Source organism: Corynebacterium sp. HMSC14B06 (genome assembly GCF_001807075.1).
In the GTDB taxonomy this organism is placed as follows: Bacteria; Actinomycetota; Actinomycetes; order Mycobacteriales; family Mycobacteriaceae; genus Corynebacterium; species Corynebacterium jeikeium_D.
In genome coordinates, this window is record NZ_KV787380.1 from 14,515 (window position 1) to 37,613 (window position 23,099).

20 protein-coding genes and 1 riboswitch are annotated in these 23,099 nt (G+C 58.5%); of the genes, 11 read left to right on the forward strand and 9 right to left on the reverse strand.

The genetic code is table 11. The annotated features are described in order from the left end of the window. Window positions 1-8 precede the first annotated feature (8 nt). The gene (locus tag HMPREF3130_RS06130; RefSeq protein WP_088611596.1) at window positions 9-623 is read right to left on the reverse strand and encodes an aa3-type cytochrome oxidase subunit III; all 615 of its coding nucleotides are present in this window, start codon (window positions 621-623) and stop codon (window positions 9-11) included. Between the two features lie 537 nt (window positions 624-1,160). Between HMPREF3130_RS06130 and trpD the strand changes: the two genes are divergently transcribed. Beyond that, window positions 1,161-2,228 (forward strand): anthranilate phosphoribosyltransferase, encoded by a 1,068-nt coding sequence (trpD, locus tag HMPREF3130_RS06135; protein WP_049190496.1) that lies wholly within the window; start codon window positions 1,161-1,163, stop codon window positions 2,226-2,228. Here the strand turns inward: trpD and HMPREF3130_RS06140 are convergent. Further along, complete coding sequence (locus HMPREF3130_RS06140; protein WP_049170245.1) at window positions 2,225-3,814, reverse strand: DEDD exonuclease domain-containing protein; 1,590 nt, start codon at window positions 3,812-3,814, stop codon at window positions 2,225-2,227. The genes trpD and HMPREF3130_RS06140 overlap by 4 nt on opposite strands. Before the next feature lie 413 nt (window positions 3,815-4,227). Beyond that, a riboswitch (cyclic di-AMP (ydaO/yuaA leader) is annotated at window positions 4,228-4,370 on the forward strand. A gap of 14 nt (window positions 4,371-4,384) precedes the next feature. Here HMPREF3130_RS06140 and HMPREF3130_RS06145 point away from each other — a divergent pair. The 7 genes from HMPREF3130_RS06145 (at window position 4,385) to HMPREF3130_RS06175 (ending at window position 11,602) form a co-directional block, all read left to right on the forward strand. After that, the gene (locus HMPREF3130_RS06145) at window positions 4,385-4,963 is read left to right on the forward strand and encodes a C40 family peptidase (RefSeq protein ID WP_048731217.1); all 579 of its coding nucleotides are present in this window, start codon (window positions 4,385-4,387) and stop codon (window positions 4,961-4,963) included. Window positions 4,964-5,309: 346 nt separating this feature from the next. Beyond that, the gene (locus HMPREF3130_RS06150; protein WP_353797117.1) at window positions 5,310-6,380 is read left to right on the forward strand and encodes an NlpC/P60 family protein; all 1,071 of its coding nucleotides are present in this window, start codon (window positions 5,310-5,312) and stop codon (window positions 6,378-6,380) included. Between the two features lie 53 nt (window positions 6,381-6,433). Then, window positions 6,434-7,588, forward strand: a complete 1,155-nt coding sequence (locus HMPREF3130_RS06155) for a glycosyltransferase family 4 protein (RefSeq protein ID WP_049190492.1) — start codon at window positions 6,434-6,436, stop codon at window positions 7,586-7,588. 9 nt (window positions 7,589-7,597) lie between these two features. Then, the gene (locus HMPREF3130_RS06160; RefSeq protein WP_049170251.1) at window positions 7,598-8,611 is read left to right on the forward strand and encodes an ROK family glucokinase; all 1,014 of its coding nucleotides are present in this window, start codon (window positions 7,598-7,600) and stop codon (window positions 8,609-8,611) included. Window positions 8,612-8,713: 102 nt separating this feature from the next. Then, on the forward strand, window positions 8,714-9,505 hold the full coding sequence (locus HMPREF3130_RS06165; protein WP_038625849.1) for a lysophospholipid acyltransferase family protein: 792 nt from the start codon (window positions 8,714-8,716) through the stop codon (window positions 9,503-9,505). Window positions 9,506-9,656: 151 nt separating this feature from the next. Continuing rightward, window positions 9,657-10,148 carry a polyadenylate-specific 3'-exoribonuclease AS gene (locus HMPREF3130_RS06170; protein WP_016423018.1) on the forward strand — a complete coding sequence of 164 codons (492 nt, stop codon included), beginning with the start codon at window positions 9,657-9,659 and terminating at the stop codon, window positions 10,146-10,148. Between the two features lie 68 nt (window positions 10,149-10,216). Further along, the gene (locus HMPREF3130_RS06175; RefSeq protein ID WP_070429538.1) at window positions 10,217-11,602 is read left to right on the forward strand and encodes a class II 3-deoxy-7-phosphoheptulonate synthase; all 1,386 of its coding nucleotides are present in this window, start codon (window positions 10,217-10,219) and stop codon (window positions 11,600-11,602) included. 71 nt (window positions 11,603-11,673) lie between these two features. On the opposite strand, the gene HMPREF3130_RS06180 is transcribed toward HMPREF3130_RS06175, so the two are convergent. Continuing rightward, window positions 11,674-14,046, reverse strand: a complete 2,373-nt coding sequence (locus HMPREF3130_RS06180; protein ID WP_070429539.1) for a PASTA domain-containing protein — start codon at window positions 14,044-14,046, stop codon at window positions 11,674-11,676. Between the two features lie 79 nt (window positions 14,047-14,125). On the opposite strand from HMPREF3130_RS06180, the gene HMPREF3130_RS06185 reads away from it, so the two are divergent. Continuing rightward, window positions 14,126-14,500, forward strand: coding sequence for an Rv2175c family DNA-binding protein (locus HMPREF3130_RS06185; protein WP_070429540.1), 375 nt, complete (start codon window positions 14,126-14,128; stop codon window positions 14,498-14,500). Window positions 14,501-14,530: 30 nt separating this feature from the next. Here HMPREF3130_RS06185 and HMPREF3130_RS06190 read toward each other — a convergent pair whose 3' ends face one another. The 4 genes from HMPREF3130_RS06190 to HMPREF3130_RS06205 form a co-directional block, all read right to left on the reverse strand. After that, window positions 14,531-15,511 (reverse strand): phytoene/squalene synthase family protein, encoded by a 981-nt coding sequence (locus tag HMPREF3130_RS06190; protein ID WP_049192940.1) that lies wholly within the window; start codon window positions 15,509-15,511, stop codon window positions 14,531-14,533. Window positions 15,512-15,517: 6 nt separating this feature from the next. Then, complete coding sequence (locus HMPREF3130_RS06195; protein ID WP_070429541.1) at window positions 15,518-17,134, reverse strand: alpha-(1->6)-mannopyranosyltransferase A; 1,617 nt, start codon at window positions 17,132-17,134, stop codon at window positions 15,518-15,520. An 86-nt stretch (window positions 17,135-17,220) separates the two neighbouring features. Then, a complete protein-coding gene (gene crtI / locus HMPREF3130_RS06200) occupies window positions 17,221-18,921 on the reverse strand; it encodes a phytoene desaturase family protein (RefSeq protein ID WP_070429542.1) in 1,701 nt (566 codons plus the stop codon). Window positions 18,922-18,939: 18 nt separating this feature from the next. Further along, the gene (locus tag HMPREF3130_RS06205) at window positions 18,940-20,052 is read right to left on the reverse strand and encodes a polyprenyl synthetase family protein (RefSeq protein ID WP_070429543.1); all 1,113 of its coding nucleotides are present in this window, start codon (window positions 20,050-20,052) and stop codon (window positions 18,940-18,942) included. A gap of 78 nt (window positions 20,053-20,130) precedes the next feature. On the opposite strand from HMPREF3130_RS06205, the gene metF reads away from it, so the two are divergent. Continuing rightward, window positions 20,131-21,105, forward strand: a complete 975-nt coding sequence (gene metF, locus HMPREF3130_RS06210; RefSeq protein WP_141737792.1) for a methylenetetrahydrofolate reductase [NAD(P)H] — start codon at window positions 20,131-20,133, stop codon at window positions 21,103-21,105. A 3-nt stretch (window positions 21,106-21,108) separates the two neighbouring features. Here metF and HMPREF3130_RS06215 read toward each other — a convergent pair whose 3' ends face one another. Both HMPREF3130_RS06215 and HMPREF3130_RS06220 read right to left on the reverse strand, forming a co-directional pair. After that, window positions 21,109-21,783 (reverse strand): LppM family (lipo)protein, encoded by a 675-nt coding sequence (locus HMPREF3130_RS06215; protein WP_016423011.1) that lies wholly within the window; start codon window positions 21,781-21,783, stop codon window positions 21,109-21,111. Continuing rightward, entirely contained in the window at window positions 21,764-22,354 is a 591-nt protein-coding gene (locus tag HMPREF3130_RS06220) for a GNAT family N-acetyltransferase (protein ID WP_048731193.1), read from the reverse strand. The genes HMPREF3130_RS06215 and HMPREF3130_RS06220 overlap by 20 nt, the downstream gene beginning before the upstream one ends. A 206-nt stretch (window positions 22,355-22,560) precedes the next feature. Here HMPREF3130_RS06220 and HMPREF3130_RS06225 point away from each other — a divergent pair, with 206 nt between their 5' ends. Continuing rightward, window positions 22,561-23,049 carry an SAV_6107 family HEPN domain-containing protein gene (locus HMPREF3130_RS06225; protein WP_070429637.1) on the forward strand — a complete coding sequence of 163 codons (489 nt, stop codon included), beginning with the start codon at window positions 22,561-22,563 and terminating at the stop codon, window positions 23,047-23,049. The last annotated feature ends 50 nt before the right edge of the window (window positions 23,050-23,099 follow it).

Genomic DNA, 23,099 nt, shown 5'->3' on the forward strand with positions numbered 1-23,099 from the left:
AATACGGCCTACTGGATGAAGTAGATGGTGATAAACAGGCCAATCCACACGACGTCGACGAAGTGCCAGTAGTACGAGACCACGATGGCAGCAGTGGCCTGTGCCGGGGTGAACTTCGCCTTGGAGGTACGGATAAGCACCACAACGAAAGCCAGCACACCCGCGAGGACGTGGGCTGCGTGGAATCCGGTGGTGATGAAGAAGACCGAACCGTAAATGGAGTTCTGAATGGTCAGACCGTGGCTAACCAGTGTGAAGTACTCGTAAGCCTGGCCGACGAGGAAGATTGCACCCAGGGCGGTAGACAGTGCGTACCACTTACGGAGTGCGAAAACGTCGCCACGCTCGGCCGCGAACACGCCCCACTGGGCAGTGAACGAAGACGACACTAGGATCACGGTGATCAATAGTGCGTACGGGACATTGAGGTGGCCGGTACCCCAATCCCACGAATCGCCCTGGCCGTTCGCGCGTGACACGAAGTACATCGCGAACAGACCGGCGAAGAACATTAATTCCTGAGACAGGAACACAATCGTGCCGACACTGACCATATTCGGTCGGTTCAGTGTCGCAGCACGACGTGGTGCTGTCATACCTTGATTTTCAACTGCGCTCGTCACAACTAACAGTATGTACTGTTCTTAAGGAGTAGTCACGTTGCAACCCCCGTTTTTGTATAAAAATTCCTAAAATCCCAGGTCGCGAGGAAAGGTTTCTGAGAATTTCACTAATTTTTCCCCCTGATGGGAACTTTCCGGTGTCTTTATCCGACGCGGGCGAATTCGAGGGTTTGGTTGTGCTGAGTTGCGCGGTGTCCATCCCCTGGACTGCCAGGTTCACCTCCGGTGAACCTGGGTTAGCGATACTGCGACATCAGTTGTCGGTTAGTTTATCGCAGGTTCGGCTCTGTTTAATATCGTATTTTTCCAGTTGCCCCAATGGGGGTGAGATTTTCGGTGAACGCAAAAGGTGGACCTGGTGATGCGCTGGATATATGGGGGAGGTATCTTGTCTTATTACGTACATCACGGTGGGATTTTTTTCAACAGCCCTGTGATGTGGTGCGCCTGGTGGGCGGGATAGCCAGCAGTACCTAGGTGCAGTTGTATTAATAAAGTACGAATACAGACTTGACTATCTAGTGGAAGGGAGTGGCGATGAGCGAGATCGGCGATAAGAGGGCGGTCGAAAACTGGCGCCATGTTCTCTCCACGATTGGCGCTGGCCGCGAAGTTTCCGGTGAGGGCATTCGATTCGCCATGGATCAAATCATGTCCGGTGCTTCCGGAGACGTGCAGACCGCAACGTTTGCTTTCGGTCTCCTCGCCAAGGGGATTACGGCTGCCGAGCTCGATGCTGCGGCTGAGGGCATGCTTTCATTTGCCCGCCCAGTTCATGATCCACAGCTCGCCGGTGTTATTGAGCGCGGTGCAGTCGATATCGTCGGCACCGGTGGTGATGGCGCAAATACCGTCAACATCTCCACGATGTCCATGATTGTTATCGCGGCCAGCGGTGTGCCGGTGCTCAAGCACGGTAACCGCGCGGCTTCCTCGAAGTCGGGCGGAGCTGACATGCTGGAGGCCTTTGGCATCGACATTGAGAACGGTCTCGTTACTTCTCCGGAACATCCGGATTTCTACGTGCGCTTCCTCTTTGCCGCTCGCTTTCATCCGGCCATGCGCTTCGCTGGACCGGTGCGTAAGGAGCTAGCGGTTCCGACAGTCTTCAACCTGTTGGGGCCGCTGACGAATCCAGCACGACCGCAGGCGAGCTTGATTGGCTGTGCCTTCGAAGATCAGATGGAGACGATGGCGGACACCTTCGCCCGCCGTGGTCAGCGCGCGCTGGTGGTTCGCGGAAGCGATGGCCTCGACGAGATTACCGTTACTGGCCCCACCAAGGTCTTTATTGTGGAAAACGGTGGAGTTGCCGAAGATGCCATCGATCCACATGACTATGGCATGGAGTACTCCGAAATTGACGCGCTGCGTGGCGGTGACCCTGCTTACAACGCTGATGTTGCACGTCGCATTTGGGCTGGCGAGCTCGAAGGCCCGATTCGCGATGCAGTCATCCTTAACTCCGCCGCCGCAATCGCCATTTCGCGTGGTCTGAGTGGCCGTCCGCTAAAGGAAGCTATGGCCGACTCCATTGAAGAGGTCAAGGAAACGCTCCAGTCGGGGCTGTGCTTGGACATCCTTACCGCGGCGATGAAGGGTTAAGGTTCGCGTCGCGCTTCACGACGTGCTTGCTGCGCGTCAATTGCCCACTGAAGGTATTTTCCTGCGCCTAACCTAGGGTAGGAATACTCGCCTCCGGTGGGCTTTATTCGTACCTCCGGGCGCTGCAGCCATTTCCAGATAATACTGAGTTCATCAATCGATGCTCCTTTATATAAGGAATCATCTGGAGTGACTGTTTGGGCTGAACTCTCCATGAGCTCGATGATGTAGTTCATTTCCGCGCCACGTGGTGCGGTGCTGGCGCCGGCCAACCTGCCGTAGCGAATTTCCGCTAGATGCCAGCCGCCATTGCCATCGGGGAAAGCGGCTTGCAGAGATGGGATGGCGGCAAGCATGCTCAGGCGCTGCTGCTTGTCCAAGCTGATAATGAACTCCGCGGCGCGGTCACGTTGCACTGCCGCGCGTTGGAAGCGGTGTGCTTCGGCAAGTGCTGATATCTCTGCAATCATGTCTGCGATCTCGTCTGCGCCGGTGGTGGAGATCTGAGCGGTTGTTATCGCAAAGTCGTCGTTAAGCGCGGAGAACCTGTCGCGGATGGCAGTAGCGGTGTCGCGCGTGCGGAAAGGACCTAGGCTGCGGGCGTCGGTGACTGCCCGGCTAATCTTGGCAGGCCGACCGGGGCTAGTGGGGACGATGTACCAGCCGCGGGTTGGTTCGGTGCGTTGTCGGTTGTAGGGCGGACGGAGTGCAGAGATCAGACGAGCCTCGCGAATTTCTGCAGCGAAGCCGTGCGGGCACTCGATGATCTCGACGCGTTCGGCTAGAGAGACCATTTCCGTAATCTTGCGACGAGAATCAGTACCGTTGAAATACTGCAGAAGTCTACGTCGCAAATCGAGAGCTGTACCTATATATAAGGGGTCGTCATTTCTTGACCGAAAAACATAGACACCAGGGGTGTGCGGAGCTCCATCGGCAAGGTGCCGTTTAGCACGAACCTCTGGAGCGACGGTGGGCGAGTAGTGCACTAGCTCGGACGCTGTTTGTACTTCATCGCCAGCTAGTCTCTCCACGAGGTAGTGAAGGACGTCGACGGTTGCGATTGCGTCGTCAAGCGCCCGGTGGGTGGGGCGATTCGGAGAACCGACGTACCGTGCGAGCTGTGAGAGCTTGAAACTGCCAACTTGTGAGCGGTCGAGGACGCGACGCGCCAACGTGAGGGTGTCTACGACACTGGGGCTCGGCCAATCTAGGCCCAAATCTGTGCAAGCCTGGCGGAGGAATCCAATATCGAACTTGGCATTATGCGCAACCCAGACGCTTCCCCGGGCAAATTCGAGGAACTGAGTAATAACTGTGCCGAGCTGTGGGGCGGTTTCAACATCGGCGGTAGTGATGCCGGTCAGAGATGTGATGTGGTCGGGGATCTCCATACCGGGGTCGATGAAGCTGGAAAAGGTGCCAATTGTCTTACCGCCACGGGTTTTGATGGCCCCAATTTCAATGATGTGGTCGTTTTTGGCCTTCAATCCGGTCGTTTCCAGGTCTACGACGACAAAGGTGGTGTTGAAAAGAGAATCATCGACGGTGCCTTCGAGAGGGAAGTGCTGTTGTCCTGAATCCACGTCAATAATCCTATGCTGAGCGCTCCTAGTGGTGTTAAAACTGTGAAACTTGAGCAAATTGAGCTGTTGCAAGCTGGAGTGTGACATAAAACACGTTTTGAGCCCGCGATAAAAATGTGTCGACTTTAAGGCATTAAGTGTAAAGTTCTCGGCGGACTTCAAAATGCCAGGTAGTGACACGTTTATCAAACTGTTATTATTCCGCTATAGGGGGAGTGTTTAGTTGTAACAGCTTGGTAACGGTTTAGTTCTATCGATGGTAACAACCGGGCCTCGAGCGGTTTTCTGGACAAACGGCTAGACAAAACTTGATGCCATTTCGTAACCTTATCGAGACATTGAAACGGGGCCACTGAGTTGGTGCCGGTCATTGATAAGAAAACACAGAGCCTTATCGAAGGTCCTGAGGGTCTAAGTAGTGAGAGCCTCAGGGGATTCGAGCCGGGGACCCACCTCGAACCATGGGGTGAATCCCAAAGGGAAATCCCGGAGGGTAGGAAGTCTTCCATTCTTCCGAACCCGTCAGCTAACCCGGTCGGCTAAACAGGAAGATTTTGGAGTTTCAAAACAATGGGCAAGCACCACCGCCGTTCTAACTTTGCACGCAACGCAGTCGCATTTGGCGCAACTGTCGCCGGCGTTACCGCTCTCGCAGTTCCGACCGCTAACGCTAACCCGCTGAACGACATCCAGGGCGCACTGAACGGCTTCGATACCCCGCAGGTTGCAGGTATGCAGGATGTTGTTGGCAAGTTCAACGACATCGCAGGTGAGGTTACCTCCGGCAGCGTTGCAAACGTTGCAGCACCGTCCACTGGTTCGGCTATCGTCTCCGCTGCACGTTCCAAGATCGGTTCCCCGTATGTGTGGGGCGCTACCGGTCCGAACTCTTTCGACTGCTCCGGTCTGACCTCCTGGGCATACCAGCAGGTCGGTAAGTCGATCCCGCGTACCTCCCAGGCGCAGGCTTCCCAGGGTACCGCGGTCTCCAGCCCGGCACTGGGTGACATCGTTTCCTTCTACTCTGGCGCTACCCACGTCGGCATCTTCTCCGGCAACGGCAACGTGATTCACGCTCCGCAGTCCGGCGATGTCGTCAAGGAAGCTCCGATGAACTACATGCCGGTTCACAACTTCGTCCGCTTCTAATCTGTTTGAACGGATGACAACCTGCGGGGCCTTGATGCCCCGCAGAGCCTTGGCTCTCTTTTTACCGAGGGGGCACTGAGGCGAGCGCCCGGGTGCTGACGCTATGCGCGTCGTAAAGCACTATAGGGGCACTCGCCTCATTTTTTGTTTTTCTACTGCGGTTACGCAATGCGTGGAGTCGAAGGGCTATCCTGGTTACTCCCTTTGGATACCCCTTTGTGCTGGCGGTTTGTCGGTGTGTTGTTCCGCGGCAAGGCTGCTACAATTTGCTCGAATGCGTCAAGTGGTTTGATGTTTTGTTTTTCGGGGAAGAAATTTGAATACACAACTTGAAAAGGGTTTGGATTTGTCGCGTCACCGTGCCTCTCGCCGTCGCCACAACTCTCGTCGCGGTGTAGTCGGGCTTACGGTCGTGACTGGGCTAACCTTTGGCTCCGTAGGTTTGGCGCCGATTGCCTCTGCGCAGGATGAACAGCCAGCCCCGGATCTGGCTACTGCAGACGGCATTATTGCAGAGCTGGAGAAGATTTCTCGGGATACCGAAGCGGTTTCTGAGGAAGTTACCGAGCTGGATTCTCAGGTTCAGGCCAAGGAAGAGGAACTCCGGCACGCCGAAGGGGAACTGAAGCACTCTGAGGATCAGGTTCTCCGAGCACAGGATAATCTCAAGGCGCTCTCTGGTGAGATTTCCTACTTCGCGAAGAAGCGGATGCGTGGTGAAATCGTCGACCCATTGTCTGCCGCCCTGGGATCTTCCAGTGCTCAGGACGCTATCGACCGTGCCGGCTACATCAACAAGATGTTCCGCGACAACGATGAAGTCGTCAGCCGTGCGGTGCAAGCCCGCAAGGATGCCGAGGATGGCAAGGCCAATGCGCTGCGTCTGCAGGGCGATATCCGCAAGCAGCTCGATGACCTGGCCAAGCGCCGCGATGATTTGGACAAGCGCAGCGCCGAATTTGATGAGCGCGCCGAGCATGTCAAGTCCATGGTTGAATCGCTGAGCCCCGAACAGCGGGAAATCTGGATTTCCAAGAACAACCCAATTACCGAAGGGTTGGACAAACTGCTCGGATCTTCCGCCGCAGTTGATGCCGCGATGTCGAAGCTGGGTTCCCCGTACTCGTGGGGAGCTGCTGGTCCCTCCGCATTCGACTGCTCCGGCCTGATGTACTGGGCGTACCAGCAGATTGGTAAGTCCATCCCGCGGACCTCGCAGGCACAGCTCGCCGGTGGTACTCCGGTGAGCCGCGACCAGCTGCAGCCGGGCGACATCATCGGTTACTACCCGGGAATCACGCACGTGGGCATGTACATCGGCAATGGTCAGATTGTCCATGCTTCCGACTACGGTATTCCAGTCCAGGTCGTTTCCATCGACCAAGGTGGCCCGTACCAAGGCGCTGTCCGCTTCTAACTAGCGGCAGGTGACCTCGCGTCCTTTTAGTCAAGGTAGATAAACTCGGCTCCATGTCTGCGCGCGTACTGCTCATTACGAATGACTTCCCGCCTCGCGATGGTGGAATCGAGTCCTACCTGCGTGATTTCTGTGCTCGTTTGGATCCGGAGAACCTCGTAGTCCTCGCGTCCTCGCGAGCCCCCGAAGAAAAGCTCCGCGCCTACGACGAGTCGCTACCGTACCGTGTTTATCGCATGCGTGATTCCGTGCTGCTGCCACTGCCGCACGTAGCTCGTCGCGCCGCTCAGATTATTCGCACCGAACGCATTGACACCGTATGGTTTGGTGCCGCCGCGCCACTTGGTTTGCTTGCCGACGCATGCCGTCGCGCAGGTGCCACCCGCATCGTTGCTACCACTCACGGACATGAAGTGGGCTGGTCGATGCTGCCATTGGCCCGCCAGATGCTGAGGCGCATTGGTAAGAGCTCCGATGTTGTGACCTATATTTCCCGCTACACCCGTGGTCGATTTGCGGCAGCCTTTGGTCCGCAAACAGCATTTGAACGCCTGCCTTCCGGTGTCGATATCGAGCGATTTTCCCCGGACCCCGAGGCGGGACAGAAGATCCGGCAGCACCACGGAATCGGTGAGTCCCAGCCGCTTATCGTCTGTATTTCTCGGCTAGTGCGCCGAAAAGGCCAAGATATGCTGATTCGCAGCATGCCTAAGGTTCTTGAGCAGCACCCGGATGCCAGGTTGCTGATCGTGGGCGTTGGTCCGTTGAACCGAGAATTGAAAAAGCTGGCAGTAAAGCTCGGGGTCTCCGAGCAGGTTATTTTTGCCGGCAAGGTCTCTTATGATGACCTCCCCGCCTATTACAATGCGGCCAGCATTTTTGCCATGCCCGCCCGAACCCGCGGACGTGGCCTCGATGTAGAAGGCCTCGGCATTGTCTACTTGGAAGCACAGGCCTGCGGTGTCCCTGTCATAGCTGGCAAGTCTGGTGGCGCCCCGGAGACAGTTATCGATGGCGAAACTGGCATCGTTGTCGACGGGGCCTCGAAGCGCAGCGTCGCCACCGGGCTGGTTGAGATTTTGGATAATCCGGAGCGCGCGGCGGCGATGGGAGCCTGTGGTCGGGAGCATGTTGTGCAGTCGTGGACCTGGGAGGTCATGGCTGCTCGGGCTCGCCGAATTCTCCGAACCTGCGCAATCCCTTTATAATCAACTGTTATGTCCACCGATATTCCGATTCATCCGAACTCAGACGAGTCCGACGCCGCTGATCGCCCGGCTATCGGTTTTGATATTGGTGGAACAAACCTGCGCGCTGCAGTGGTCAGCGCTGATGGGCAGGTGCTGTATCGAGTTCAGACCAGTTCTGATGGCAGTGTGGATGCCATTGAACGTGGCATTGTCCAGACATCCGAGCGCTTGGTTGAACGCTTTCCAGATGTCAGCGCCATCGGTTTAGCTGTAGCTGGTTTTTTGGATTCTGACCGCCAGACGGTTCGTTTTGCCCCGCATCTGCCGTGGCGCGATGCGAACGTCGTCAAGCGTTTATCCTTGCTTCTCCCATGTCCGCTGCAGCTTGAGCACGATGCCAACTCGGCCGCCTGGGGTGAGTATCGCTTTGGTGCGGCTCGCGGTGCGGATAATTGGGTGCTGTTTGCGCTGGGTACGGGAATCGGCGGCGCGATGATGCAGGGGGGTGAGATTTACCGTGGCGCGTACGGCACGGCGCCGGAATTCGGCCACCTCACCGTTGTGCCGGATGGTCGTCCCTGCTCCTGCGGAAAGCGTGGTTGCTTGGAGCGTTACTGCTCGGGTACGGCGTTGGTTACCACCGCTCAGGAACTCTCTGAATCCGGTCGCTACTTCTCGCGGCTTACCGACGGGCTCGTGGCCGGCTCGGTAACTGGTACCGATGTCGTCTCGGCTGCTCGCCAGGGGGATGAATTGGCTCTAGCTGCGATTGATGACTTTGCTACCTGGCTGGGGCGTGGCCTGTCGATGGTGGGCGATGTCTTTGATCCGGAATTGATTGTTATCGGTGGCGGTGTTGCCTCGGCGTCTGATCTATACCTGGACAAGGCCAAGGCCGAGTTTGCCCGCAATCTCACCGGCGCTGGCTATCGTCCGGTAGCGGATGTGCGGGTCGCTGAACTAGGTGCGGATGCTGGGTTGATTGGTGCGGCGGATATTGCGCGCAGCGTTGTGGCTGCCGAGGGTGCGACATCGTCGTAAAGCGTCAATTTGGGGATTGCAGGGGAATTCGCCCGCGAAAAGGTGGGGGAATGGCTGCGGAGATGGATTGTCGGACCAACTGAACCTGTATAGTTTTAAACTGTGAATAATCGCTGGTACAAGTTCTTTAAGTACATCCTCATTGGCCCTTGGCTGCGGATCTATAATCGCCCGTACTACATCGGTGGTGAGAAGATTCCTCAGGAAGGTCCAGCGCTGATGGCGTCGAACCACCTTGCTGTGATGGATCACTTTTTCTTCCCACTGGTCTGCCGTCGTCAGCTGACGTTCCTGGCGAAGGCGGAGTACTTCACCACGCCGGGCTTTGTCGGCGGTATCCAGAAGTTCTTCTTCTCCTCGGTGGGGCAGGTGCCGATTGACCGTACCTCTGGTGATGCAGCTCGCGATGCGCTGAACGCCGGCTTGAAGGTGCTGTCACGCGGTGACCTGCTGGGCATTTCCTTGGAAGGCACCCGTAGTCCCGATGGTCGACTGTACCGCGGTAAAACCGGTGCGGCACGTGTCGCGCTGGAGGCCGGTGTGCCGGTGTTCCCAATGGCGATGATTGATACGGAGAAAGCCAACCCGATTGGTTCGTGGATTCCTCGTCCGGTGAAGGTGGGCACGATTATCGGCGATCCGATTGATCCGTCGGAGTACAAAGCCAAGTACAGCGATGAGTATGAAGCGGCCAGGGCACTGACGGATGACCTGATTAAGGAAATTCAGAAGCTTTCGGGTCAGGAATATGTCGATGCCTATGCGACTGATGTGAAGAAGTCCTTGGAGGCCGGCAACGGCTATCCAGCGGGAACCGAGCCGGGGGGAGAGCTGACTTTTCCGGCTCCGGGGCCGAAGCCGACCCCTCGTCGCTGGTTCCGACGCGCTCGCTAGAATAATAAGGCGCAGATAGTTTTCGCGACAGTGGGGCTGCACACTTCCTAAGGCGATTCGGTGCATGGGGAAGATTTGCTCGGTAGGGCTCCGCGGTCTTTTGGTCGCGAGGTAGCCGACGCGAGGCCGAGGCTGGAGAGGATTCCACACCGTGCGTTATTTTTATGACACCGAGTTTATTGAAGACGGCAAGACTATTGATCTTGTCTCCATCGGTGTCGTAGCTGAGGACGGCCGCGAGTACTACGCGGTGTCTACCGAGTTCAACGAGAGCAAGGCTGGGCCGTGGGTGCGGGCCAATGTGCTCAATCAGCTGCCCAATCCCTCATCTCCGCTGTGGAAGAACCGGGACACGATCCGCGAGGAACTGCTGGCATTTTTCACCGAACCCGGTACGGGCAGTCCAGAGCTGTGGGCCTGGGTAGGCGCCTACGACCATATTGCGTTGGTGCAGCTTTGGGGCGATATGACCAAGCTGCCGCAGTTCATGCCGCGCTATACCCGTGAACTCAAGCAGTACTGGGAGATGGCGGGCAAGCCACGGTTACCAAAACAGACTGCAGGTAAGCACGATGCGCTGGCAGATGCCCAGCACAATCTGCTGAAGTTTCAAAAGATTGCCCAGAAGTTGCCGCTTGATTAAGCAGCGGAATGCGAATATTTGGTGACCTGACTAACACCCTTCTGGCAGGGGCACTACAATGAACTTCTGTGAGTTGGACTATTGATCTCCCTGTAGATGACCTGCCCGATCTGCCACCGCTTCCCGGCGACATGGCTGAGCGCTTTGCTGATGTCGTATCCCGCCAAGCCCTACAGCAGCCAAGCTGGGATGCCCGCGCCGCTGCTAACGTGCGTCGCATTCTCGAATCGGTGCCGCCAATTGTGGTCGCGCCTGAGGTTCGTAAGCTTCGTCAGGAGCTTGCCGACGTCGCTAATGGTAAGGCCTTCCTGCTGCAGGGCGGTGATTGTGCGGAGACCTTTGAGTCCAATACTGAGCCGCACATCCGCGCCAATGTGAAGACCTTGCTGCAGATGGCCGTTGTGCTGACCTACGGCGCATCCACTCCGGTCGTGAAGATGGCTCGTATCGCTGGTCAGTACGCCAAGCCGCGCTCGAAGGACATCGACGGCGACGGTTTGCTCAGCTACCGCGGTGACATGGTCAACGGTGTTGAGCCGACCGAAGAAGCTCGAGTTCACGACCCAGCTCGAATGGTGCGTGCCTACGCCAATGCCTCCGCGGCGATGAACCTGGTACGTGCACTGACAGGTTCGGGCACCGCTGACCTGCACCGTCTGCACGAGTGGAACCGTGAGTTCGTCAGCAACTCGCCGGCTGGCGCCCGCTACGAGGACCTGGCACGCGAGATTGATCACGCACTGCAGTTCATGGCTGCCTGTGGTGTTGCGGACTCGAACCTGCAGACCGCGCAGATTTACTGCTCGCATGAGGCGCTGGTTGTTGACTACGAGCGCGCTATGCTGCGCCTTTCTGAAAACGATGGCAGCCAGGAGCTGTTCAACCTCTCCGCGCATCAGCTGTGGATTGGTGAGCGCACCCGTGGCATTGAGGATTTCCACATCAACCTGGCTGCCATGATTGGCAACCCCGTCGGTGTGAAGATTGGCCCGACCACCACGCCGGAGGAGGCTGTCACTTACGCCGACAAGCTCGACCCGTTCTTCCAGCCTGGTCGCCTGACCCTGACTTCGCGTCTGGGCAATGACAAGGTTCGCTCCGTGCTGCCTCCCATCGTTGAGGCTGTGGAAGCTTCTGGTCACAAGGTCATTTGGCAGTGCGACCCGATGCATGGCAACACTTACTCGGCCTCCAATGGGTACAAGACCCGCCACTTCGACCGCATCGTCGACGAGGTTCAGGGCTTCTTCGAGGTGCACCGCTCGATCGGTTCACACCCGGGCGGTATCCACGTGGAGCTGACCGGCGAAGATGTCACTGAGTGCCTCGGTGGCGCGCAGGACATTTCCGATGTCGACCTGCCAGGCCGTTACGCATCCGCCTGTGACCCGCGTTTGAACACTCAGCAGTCGCTGGAGCTGGCCTTCCTGGTTGCCGAGATGCTGCGCAACTAGTTGCAACCAGCTCAGCTAGGTACAACTAGCCCAGCTGGTGCAGCGCCGCGTTCAGTGGAGCGCTGCACTTTTTACAGAGTGCTGACCGAAATGCGGTCGCCCGCCGTGGCCTTGGCGCCCGGTCGGGGTGACTGCAATACGATGCGATCCTCCTCGTTCGCAGAGACGTCGATGTCGAGCTGAAGATGCTGTTTCTCCGCTTCACGACGTGCCTGCGCAACAGTTTTACCCAGCAGCTGCGGAACCTTCACTGCTCTGGACACCGTCAGCGTGACAGTCGCATCATTGGGGTTAACCAAACGACCTGCACTCGGTGAGACTGCGTCGACACGGCCGTAGTCGCGCGAGGAGGAGGACGCGTCCTTTACTTCGCTTACCTCAATGCCCTCGCGCTGCAGAATTTGGCGAGCAGTATCCTCCGACTTGCCCACGACATTGGGCACTTCGATGCCGTTGTTAATGGTCAACGTCACAGAACTACCGCGTTCGAGGCCAGTGCCTTCCTCAGGAGACACGGAAAGAACCTCTTCCGGCTCAGCAGAGGAGGAGAACTCCGCCGATACCTCCCGGACTTCCAGCCCGGCCTTGCTCAACAGCTCACGAGCTTCATCCTCTTGAAGCCCCACGATTTTTGGCACCTTCACCGGTGCTGGCCCCTTGGAGTAATGCACAGTCACAACTGAGCCAACTTCGACGGTCTGTCCTGGAGCAGGAACCGCATATACCAAGCCGCCGGTGGAGACATCATCGGAAAAGACGGGGTCTCCGACCTCTTCTTTCAACGTCCGCTTAGCTAGGGCAGCACTGAACACTTCCTTTGAGTGGTTCGCGGGATATGCGGGCACAGTCGGGCGGCCGAGACTGACCAGTACGCGAACATCATCACCGCGGACAACCCGCGCTCCAGCCAGGGGGTCCGAGCCAATAATCTGGGACACTGCGACATCGTTGTCGTAGCGCTCATCAACCACCGGTTCAAAGCCCGCCTCACTGATTGCGGTCATCGCCTGTGGTTGCGACAGCCCAGTGATAGAGGGCACTTCGCCATAACGGCCAGAGCCCAGCCACCACGCGCCAAGCCCCATGCCCAACGTGGCAACCAGGGCGATAATCAGCCACAATGCACATCCACGGCGCGTCCGCTGTCGGGTAGCTCGACGGCTCTTAGGCGTCTGAGTCTGAGCAGATCGCGGCTGCGGATGCTGTGGGTGCTGTGGCCCCTGAGTGTCCGGCGGCAGCGGATATTCCGGAGCGCCTGGAACGTCGGCTGGTACGAGAGCTCCACCAGACGGCTCCGGGGATTCCCAGCCAGTGGGGTTGTACTCGTCATAGCGATCGAAAGTGCGTGTCCGCCCCGCATCCGGGTCGTCGAAATCATCGAAAACGTTTGGTGGTCCCGGTGGTCGGGAAGAAACGGGGCTACCGGGTGCGTCCGTCGAGAAGCCATAGCCGTCGTGACCGAAGCGCTCGGGTGCCGTCTCTGCGGTGCCGTGTCTGTCATCGAAATGGTCGTTGCCCGGTCGGTGGAAGTCCTCTGTGAGCCCCTCCATGGCGGCAGCGTTGGCGGCTGCTGAATTGACGGGCGATGGCACGCGGAATGGTGGCAGCGCGAGTTTGTCCGCAATGTCTTCGAGTGCGTCACCGAATTCCTCGGCCGTCTCAAACCGATCCTCCGGCCTGCGGGAACAAGCGCGGGCGACCAACTCGTCGAACTCCTCGGGAACGCCGTCGATGAGCTCCGAGGGTGGCGGGACATCTTCGTTCAATCGCTTCATGGCAACGCCGAGCGAAGAATCGGCGATGAATGGCGTGGTGCCGGTAAGCAGCTCAAAGAGCAAAATACCCGCCGCATACACATCGGAGGCAGGGGAGATGGATTCACCCGTGACCTGCTCCGGAGCCAGATAAGCGACGGTGCCGACGATGACCGAGTTAGAGGTCACCTTGGCATCAGCGGCCGCGCGCACTAGACCGAAGTCCGCCAGCTTCACTCGCCCGTCCGAGGCAATCAGCACATTTTCCGGCTTGATATCGCGGTGCACCATTCCGCGGGAATGCGCCACCGATAGGGCGCGCAGAACCGAGCGCATTACGACGGCAGCTGCATGTGGAGGCATCGGACCGCGCTGACGGAGCAGCTCGCGGAGGGTCCCACCGTCGACGAATTCCATAATGAGGAAAACATGCCCCGCCGGGTCCGTGCCCTGGTCGTAGACGTTGACGAGTGACTCGTCATTGAGGTGCGCGACCGCGCGGGCCTCACGTTCGAAGCGGATGCGGAAAGACTCGTCGTCGACAAAACGCGGATCCATGACCTTTGCGGCCACCCTGCGATCGAGCCGCAAATCGGTGGCGCAGTACACGGTGCTCATGCCACCGTGTGCGATGGTGGCTCCGATACGGTAGCGACCATCGAGAATCTGCCCCTCGACAAGCTGCGACATAAACCAGCCTTCCCTGTTCCAATCAGTTGCTTCTAATAAGTATATGGGGACGTACCTACTGCAAGGCCAACGCGCTAAAGTGACCAGTGTGAGAAAGATTCCAACTTGCCACGATATCCTGAGCGCCGACGAACCCACTCTTGCGCTGCCTGATGCCGCTGACCTCATTGGCGTCACCGTCACCCGAATTCACGCGTTGCTGCAGGAGGGGCGCCTTATTGCAGTCCACCGCGACGGCATTGCACAAATTCCCGCCCGCTTCTTTGAAGATGACGAGGTCGCGCGTTTTGTACCTGGCGCACTCGCATTGCTTGCCGACGGCGGCTACACGCGAGAAGAAACGCTGGAGTGGCTATTCACCGAAGATGAATCTCTGCCTGGACGTCCGGTGGACGCCCTACACGGTCACCTTGCACGCGAAGTAATGCGCCGCGCACAGGCTATGGCGTTGTAAAGACCCGGACGGCGTCCTACGCCCGCCGTCCTACGCCCGCGATAGCTCCTGTCGTAATCGCCCGGCCACTGCTGTGAAAAGCAGCGGGAGGGCGATTTTTGCTTTTCGAGCGCGTCCCACTTGAGCGCGTTGCGCAAAGACGTTGTAGTTCATGCGCTCAATTTCGCCGAGAATGTCTGAGTAGAGAATCTCCGCGGCACGGATAGCCTGACGCCCTGGCACCTCTAACATGTCCACGCCGCTGCTGGCTTCGGCATAGAGGGCGCGGTTGCGAGCGATGAAGAAGGCCAATGCCTGACGTACCGCCGGGGTCGTCTGTCCCGTGGCGGCACAGTAGCCGATCTCCTCGGTACCCACTCCGAAGGCCTCCCACTCATTCAGTGGTAGGTAAATACGGCCACGGCGAAAATCCTCGGCGATGTCGCGGAGGAAATTCGTCACCTGAAAGGCTTTTCCCAGGAGCTCTGCGTAGGGAGTGGCTTCCTCACGGGAGACCCCTGTGCGGGTGCCTAGGATGGGCATCATCTCAAGGCCGATGACTGCTGCGGAGCCCCACATATACGAGTCGAGTTGCTCCCATGTTTCAAAATGCGCAATGTGGCACGATGTGTCGGGCACGTCCATCAACATGGAGTGAACAAAGTCCGCAGAGAGCTGTGGATCGATGTCGTAGTCGCGAAAAGTCTGTGCGGCCGCCGAGATGACGGCACGGTCGCGGTCGCGGTGGACGTCGTCAAGCGAACCGATGACGACAGCTGAGTGGAAAAGCTCGCTTAAACGTATGACCGTGGCTTCGATGTGCGTGGGGGAGCGGTCGGCGTCGGCGGGGCAGTCGACGTAGTCATCGACGATGCGTGCCCAGGCGTAGAGAGACCACACCGCACGCTGTTGGCAGGGTGCCAACAGTCGCGTGGCCAGGGAATACGTGCGACCGTGGGAGGCCATAATATCGCGGCAGAGCTCGTAGGACTGTGGCAGCGCGATGGTCGAGAGAGGCTGTGGGGCGGGCATGGACAACTATGCGACCTCGGTTGACCGCGACAGGGGCGCCACTGTGGAATCCGTGTCTGCGGCGGTTTTTTCGTCGCGCCACGAGTACTTCCAGCTGAATTTTCCAGTGGTCAGCCAGCCGACGGCCAGCCAGCCGAGAACGGTGATGATAACCATCCAGGGCACGTCGTAGAAGCGGTGATTGCCGCCGCCGGCGAAGGACAGCGACAGGATGAATGTGAACAACACGGTGCCTTGAACCACCCATCGTGGCGGGCGAATCGTTCCCATGGGGGGCAATAAGCTGGCGTAGTACCAGGGAAGTGCCACGGCATTAAATACGCAGGCCACCACGTAGGCGGCAATCATGCCAGCGACATTGTTACGAGGGGTGGCTCGGAAGTAGAACCAGGAGATCACGAGTCCCACCAGCATGATGATAGAGGAGACCACGCGTGTGTGGCTGACGATGACATTGAAACCGATGTCGTCGTTGAACCACGCCATGACGCCCGAGATCACACCAGCGACCGCTGACGGTGCTGCCAGGGGGTTAATCACCTTGGTATTGCCACTGATCTCGGAAATCCAGCCCCAGCTCGAGCCGGTCAGCCACGTCACCACTGCAAGCGTGTCGACGCAGACTGCGACCAACACGATGCCCACACCGGCAATCGCCGGAATCTTGCGCAGCATCTCTTGAACCGTGGCGATGGGCTCGCGCCTGGTCAACACAATCCACACGACGAAGGGAAGCGCCAGGACAGCGGTGGCTTTCAGCGCGACGCCGATTCCGATGAGGACAGCAGCGACCAGGCCACCCCGCATGTGCTCCATGTGCAGTGCGGCAACTAGTGCCAGGCTGACCAATCCGACCATCAGTGCCTCGTTGTGCATACCCGCAATCAGATGCAGTAGCACCAGTGGATTGAGCACACCGAGCCACTGTGCGAAAGCCGGATTTGCTCCAAGCTCCCGGGCGATTCGCGGGATCGACCAGACAATGGCGGCGAAGCCCAGCAGACACACAATGCGGTAGAGAATCACGCCGACGGTGATGTTGTCGCCGACAATCCGCGTGATGACCTCGCCAATTCCCAGATGCAGCGGGCCATACGGGGTGGTGGTATTCCGCCAATCTGCGGATACCTCCAGCAGCATCGGCCCTGGATTGGCTGCAGCTCCCTCAGTGTAGGGATCAAACCCATCGCGGACCATCGCGCCCTGCATGAGATACGAATAGACATCGCGAGAGAACAGCGGTGCGGCCAGCGCGAGGGGAATTGCCCAGGCCATCAGGATTGAATTGAACCGACGCAACGTGGACTCATCGCCGCCAGCGTTCGCTGGAACCGCAGCGTCTGCTGCGTCGCCATCATGGGCAGAACCGGCCACAATGTCCCGGATGGTCCCCTTCGAGAACAGCAGTTCCCGCCCGATGCGCAGCCACGAGATAAGCAGCAGGGCGATACCTACCCAAATCACAATCTCACAGAAAATCTGACCGTGACCGTAGGTGATCCAGTCGAGTCCCAGAGCGTGGACAAGGCCGCCACGGTAGCGATTCGCACCGGAACCGTAGGAGCCCAGAGCAATGAGGATGCCACCGTAGACACCCAGCTGAGCACTCCGCGATAAATTCATGTCAACCTAAACAATCGATACATTGCTGATGCATTAATCCTAGTTGGTCAGTGACCACCGGCAGACATCCGGGAGACATTCATGAGCTAAGGCGTTTCAAACCGCTGTGCCGCAAGTCGTCCCGAAATCATGACCGTCGGCACGCCAACCCCCGGCACCGTCGTCGATCCCGCCAGCGTCAGATTCTTTGGCATCTTCGGAGAGAAGTTGCGGGGACGGAACGGCCCCGTCTGTCGGAACAGATGCGCCAGCCCAAACGGCGAGCCAACGCCCATGTCGCGTTCTTGCCACTGCTGAGGGGTATCGATCCGACCGACTCGCCACTTCGTAGAAATCCCGGTCAGTCCGCGCCGCTCCAGCTCAGCGCTTATTTTCGCAACGTAGTCCCCACCGATTCGTGACCAGATCAGATTGGCCGACTGCAAGTTGGGGCACGGCGCGAGCACACTGACGGGCTCCCACTGCACGCCGTTCGCATCTGTGACAATACGCTCCGGCGCGCTCACCGCAGGCCGGGTGACCAGCAATGATGGGTCCGACATTAGCTTTCCATGGCGCGGTGACGAGATCTCCTCAAAGGTTTCGTTCCACTTTTCGCCAAACGAAATCAGGTGATGCCGCTTCGGCCACGTCGCAGTCTCCGAAACCGGAATCAGCCCGTGCGCCACCACCGCCGATGGAGAAAATCGAACTGGGAACAACCGTCGCGCTCCCGTCCGCTTTACGACGCTCCGAAGGCCTCGCCGCTTCGATGAGCTACCGGCGGCAGAGGTAGCCGCGTCGTGAAGCCAGCTCTGCACCACAGGTAAATCGGTCGTAGCGATGACGGCATCGGTGGGACGCTCGCCAGTTGCCGTGGTGATGGCGGAGACAAAGCCTGCTTCGTCAACTTTCAGCCCAGTGACATCAACGCCGAAGTCGATGGTTCCGCCAGCTCGACGGACGGCCTCGGCGAGCAACTCGCTGACGGCGCCTATACCCGAACCAAATGCGGGGGAGTGCGGATAGTAAACCCCCATCGAGGTATCCATGTGGGAAATGCAGCCGTAGACCGCGCGGGCCTTAGCGGGAGGCACACCTGCGTAAAGCGCCTGGAAGCTGAAAACGCGAGCGAGATCATTATCTCCGAGGAAGGCACGAATCTTAGGTTCGAGGGCGCCGAAGGCACCGAGTCGGAGGAGCGTAGTGAGGTCGCGAAGCGCGCCGGGCCCGGTGAATAGGTCCGTAACGCGGTCAAAGCTGCGGGACATGAAGTTGTCGAAGCAGGCATTGAAGAGAGTTTGCAGCCACGTGCGAAGTTTGCGGTAACCGGCGACGGTGGAGTCAGAGGCACCGAAGCGCGCGAGTTCATCGGCCATCATGTCTTCGTTGGAAAACACATCGAGTCCGCCGCGGGTGGCAAATTCCGCACGGTAGGTGGGCGTGATTGGGGAGGCCGAAAAACCCGGGTCGATATCGCGCGCGTAGAGGCCGACGGCGGCGAGGGCATCGTCGACAAGCGAGGGCATGGTCCATACAGTTGCGCCAGTGTCGAAGACTGCGGTGAGCGATTGCTCGTCGATATCGACTGTGATGGGTTCACTGGCGCAGCGTCCGCCGACGAAACTTCCCCGCTCGACAACGGTGACATCGTAGCCATCGGCGATGGCGTAGAGCGCGGCGGTAAGTCCGGACAGGCCTGCGCCGATGATGGTCAGTCGTGGTTTGGAGCCCTTATGAGGACGAGTGACCGCACGTCGCAGACGCGGGGAATTAATGGGGGCACGAGTGGGGGAAGCAGCGGGCATGACTACGCAACACCTGGTCTAATGCTGACGAGCGGTGGCGCGAACGCCCATAGCAATGAGGTTCTCGCGCGACGTTGCAGGCAGGTCGGCATTCTCGATAGTGGAGAAAGCGCGGCTGGTCAGGCGGTCAATTTCACGTTCGACGGCATCGGCAGCGCCGGAATCAGCGATGAGATTTCGTAGCTCATCAATATCTGCAGCAGACGAGACCGCTCCCAGGCGTTCATCGATAAAGCGGGCCTTTTCAGGTGCGGAATCGAGGTAGAGGCTTAAAGCCTGGCCGACCAGTACGGTTCGCTTGCCCTCGCGGAGGTCATCGCCGGCAGGCTTGCCCGTGACTTCGGGATCGCCGAAAACACCCAGCTGATCGTCGCGGAGCTGGAATGCCACACCGATATCGCGGCCGAAGCTGCGGTAGGCCTCAACCAATTCCGCTGGGGCGCCGGCAATCGCAGCACCAATGTGGAGCGGCCGCTCGATGGTGTAGGCGGCGGTCTTGAACAGATTGATTTTCTCAGCGGTCTCGACGCGACTGTCCCGGCTGGCTTCGGCCGTGATATCGAGCAGTTGGCCGCCAAGTACTTCAGTGCGCATCGCCCGCCAGGGGACAAGTGCGCGGGTTAGCGCCTCCGAGCTGAGGCCTGAAGAGTGCATCATGTCATCAGCCCAGGTCAAGGCGACATCGCCAATGAGAATCGCGGCGGAAATGCCGAAGCGGTCGGCGGCTCCATTCCAGCTATTGGCCTCGTGCTTGGCCTCGAATACCTTGTGGATGGTCGGTGCGCCACGGCGCGTATCAGCGTCATCGATGATGTCGTCATGAATGAGTGCGCAGGCTTGAATGAGTTCCAGGGCGCTCACCGCGTTCATCACAGCCTGGGAATCCTCTGCTGGGGAGAAACGGCCTTCGAGGCCGCCTGCTCCCAACCACCCCTGCCAGGCGAAGGCTGGACGCACGCGCTTGCCCCCATTGAGGACGAAGGAATGGAGCGAATCTATGGCCTCGGTGTATACCGCATCGACCGATGCGACATCGTCGCCACGGCTTTTGAGGTAATTCTCCAGCGTTTTGGTAACAGTAGCTGGTACTTCGCGGGGCTGTAGCGCGGCCAAATCCAGTTCTTCGCTCATGTGAGCCTCTCGTCGATGACGGGTAATGCTGACTCAAGAATAGGACACCGCTTAGTATGAGTGACTATGTCCTCAACAATGCCACCGTCGCCAGGCCGCCAAGTGACAATCCGCCAGGCGCTTTCAATGCCGAGCGCGGGCAGTATTCCCTTCTCGGTCGAGTTCATGCCCCCGCGTGACGACGCGGCCGAGGAACGTCTTCTCCGAGCAGCTGAGGCTTTCCATGATCTTGGTGCCTCCTTTGCATCCGTGACCTACGGCGCCGGTGGTTCTAGCCGCGACCGCACCCTGCGAATCGCCCAGCGCGTTTCGAGGCAGCCGCTGACAACGCTTGTGCACCTGACATTGGTAGAGCACACTGTCGACGAGCTGCGGGAAATCCTGCGCTCTTATCTCAGCGCGGGGCTGACGAATCTGCTCGTTCTGCGTGGTGACCCACCGGGAGACCCGCTTGGCCCTTGGGTGGAGACCGAGGGCGGTCTGCACTACGCCAGCGAATTGATTGAGCTGATTAAGGCCGAGCCGGAGTTCGAGAAATTTGAAATCGGCATTGCGTCGTTCCCGGAGGGACACTACCGCTCGCCGGATTTGGACCATGACACGCAGTACACGCTGGCCAAGCTGCGCGCAGGAGCCGAATACTCGATTACGCAGATGTTCTTCGATATTGAGCACTACTTACGCCTTCGAGACCGCCTGGTGGAAGCCGACCCAGTGCACGGTGCCAAGCCCATCATTCCGGGGCTGATGCCGATTACATCGCTGCGCTCAGTGCGCAGGCAGGTTGAGCTCTCCGGGGCACAGTTGCCATCCGATTTGGAGGAACGCCTGATTAAGGCAGCAGATGGTGACGAGCAGGCCAATAAAGATGAGATTCGCAAGATTGGTATCGAGTTTTCGACCAACATGGCAGAGCGGCTCATCGCCGAAGGCGTGCCGGGGCTGCACTTTATGACTATGAACTTCGCTCGCGCCTCCCAGGAAGTTTTGCACAACCTCGGCATGGCGCCCGAATGGGGCACCGGCCAGGATATGCTGCGCGGCGGTTTTTAATTGCTAAAAGTCCTGCATGTCGCGAACTCTTCGCGCCCACAGGACACCTAGCACTGAGGCTAGGACACCGGCGGCTGTGGTCACACCGGCAAATAATAGGAATTGATTCCGCTTGGTGGATCCAGCCGGCGACGAAGCCCATACATTATGGTTCTCGCCACTGGCGAGCTGCCATTCCACCTTGTTCGGTTCGGTCTGGCGGCCATTGGAGTCAGTAACCTGCTCCGGGAACGCGACGACGAAATCAACCTTCGCGCCGGGCAGGTGAGTCAAATCCATGTGGCCGTTCATCGAAATCTTGCCGCCACCGGTACGGTCTAGGTCGATGTCTACGCGATCGTCGGAAAGCTGTCGGAGCGTATCGGTGAGTTCAATGAAGTGCAGCTCGTTGAACGAGACTTCCATCTTTCCTGTGGAGGAGTCGATTACTCCCTGCGAGACGCGGTCGGAGAGATCTTCCGGTACTTGCCACTGCTCAAATTGGGAACGGACTTCCTCCGTGGGTGTTACGTGAATTGTGCCCGAGACCCTGTCGTCGCCGGAAATGGTAATGCCAGCCTGTGCGTCAAAGCAGCCGCTGAGCGGCAAGATGGCGGCAATTCCGGCCATTGCTGTGGCAATGCGCAGAGGCGAAAGCCGTCGACGTGGTGTGGAAGGTTCACTCGGTGATGATGTCACGGGGAAGATCTACTCCTAGAACTGCGAAGGGACGGGAGTCCCCTGTGAAATAAAAGTTCCTTAAAACATCCTTGAAACCAAATTGGCGGTAGAGCTGCCATGCCCTATTGGCCTCATTCGGGTATTCCGGGGTTGACAACAGAACTCGCGTCTCTGGGCGGGAATCGACCAACTCGCGGAGCAGTCGTTTACCGAGTCCCCGCCCCTGAAAGCTGGGGTGTATGTGAATCTCAGACAGTTCGGCGTAGTTGCCCAAGAGCTTGACGACGTCCGGTAGCGAGCGCCCGTCCATGAGCAGTCCATCTCTTACCTGGCGATACCACCAGTGCGTGTCCAATCCTGTACGGCAGTAGCCGATGCCAACCAACCTGCAGCGCGGGTCGCGGAGAGCCTGGGCAGGGGAGAGCTCTTTGGGGTGAGCTATGGCTGCAGCAGCCATGAAGCCGGGTTGAGTGGTTTGCTTCTGCCATTCGTGGAGACGACCGGGCAAGATTGCGGGGTTGTACTGCATCGCGGTGATGTAGAGAGCCACTGCTTCTTGCAGGCGGAGATTGAAGTCTCCTGCTGTCATCGGAACCACGCTGTATTTCACAGTGACCAGATTAGCGACTTGGACGAACTTAGTTGTGAGATTACTGCAATAACATCGAGTCGAACAGGTGTGCGAAAGTGCGCATGGCGTAGTCCGGGCTTGGGGATAGATTGCAGTCAATCCCGCTAAGGAGAAGCGGAAAATCCGTGCTCATGTGAATGCTGTGTGAAAGGAGAAGCAGGGTGGTGGCAAGGTCGAACGTGGTGGAGTTTAGGGCGATTTCGCAGTCGGGTTCGGTCGCCCCGGTCGGTGTCTCAAGGCAATCGCTGGAGCTGCTGGGGCGGGCAGAGGCTCTGCTAGTGAATGCTCGGAATGCCAGCTCTGATGAGATGTTGGAGCTTTCCTACTGTGCGGCGCTGCGTTGCGCAGGTGCGCTGTTGAATCGCGACGATGTGTCGGTGGCTGGGGGTTCTGGCTCGGGCGCTCGTTCGGGCTCGGTAGTTAAGCGTCGTCGTTCGGCAACACAGAGTGCCTGGTTGCGTTTAAAGAAAGAGCAGCCCGAATTTGATAGCTGGGTCACCAAGTTTGAGCAGTTCACCGCGCTGCGTGAGGAAGTCCGGTTGGGTATTTCGCGTCGCATTGACTCGCAGCGGGCGCAGGAGCTGTGGGATTTAAGTTGTGCATTCTTGGGGGCTGTTCGGACTGAGCTGGGTATTCTGCCCGCGGCTGCATAAGCCGGTGGGGGGCGTGCTAAAGCGTTGCTTTCCTAAATAAATGGGGGATT

Coding starts and splice junctions, on each gene's coding strand:
- HMPREF3130_RS06195 (WP_070429541.1), bottom strand. CDS start 17,134: ATGAATTTATCGCGGAGTGCTCAGCTGGGTGTCTACGGTGGCATCCTC.
- crtI (WP_070429542.1), bottom strand. CDS start 18,921: ATGCCCGCTGCTTCCCCCACTCGTGCCCCCATTAATTCCCCGCGTCTG.
- trpD (WP_049190496.1), top strand. CDS start 1,161: ATGAGCGAGATCGGCGATAAGAGGGCGGTCGAAAACTGGCGCCATGTT.
- HMPREF3130_RS06205 (WP_070429543.1), bottom strand. CDS start 20,052: ATGAGCGAAGAACTGGATTTGGCCGCGCTACAGCCCCGCGAAGTACCA.
- metF (WP_141737792.1), top strand. CDS start 20,131: ATGCCACCGTCGCCAGGCCGCCAAGTGACAATCCGCCAGGCGCTTTCA.
- HMPREF3130_RS06190 (WP_049192940.1), bottom strand. CDS start 15,511: ATGCCCGCCCCACAGCCTCTCTCGACCATCGCGCTGCCACAGTCCTAC.
- HMPREF3130_RS06160 (WP_049170251.1), top strand. CDS start 7,598: ATGTCCACCGATATTCCGATTCATCCGAACTCAGACGAGTCCGACGCC.
- HMPREF3130_RS06220 (WP_048731193.1), bottom strand. CDS start 22,354: ATGACAGCAGGAGACTTCAATCTCCGCCTGCAAGAAGCAGTGGCTCTC.
- HMPREF3130_RS06180 (WP_070429539.1), bottom strand. CDS start 14,046: ATGTCGCAGCTTGTCGAGGGGCAGATTCTCGATGGTCGCTACCGTATC.
- HMPREF3130_RS06145 (WP_048731217.1), top strand. CDS start 4,385: ATGGGCAAGCACCACCGCCGTTCTAACTTTGCACGCAACGCAGTCGCA.
- HMPREF3130_RS06155 (WP_049190492.1), top strand. CDS start 6,434: ATGTCTGCGCGCGTACTGCTCATTACGAATGACTTCCCGCCTCGCGAT.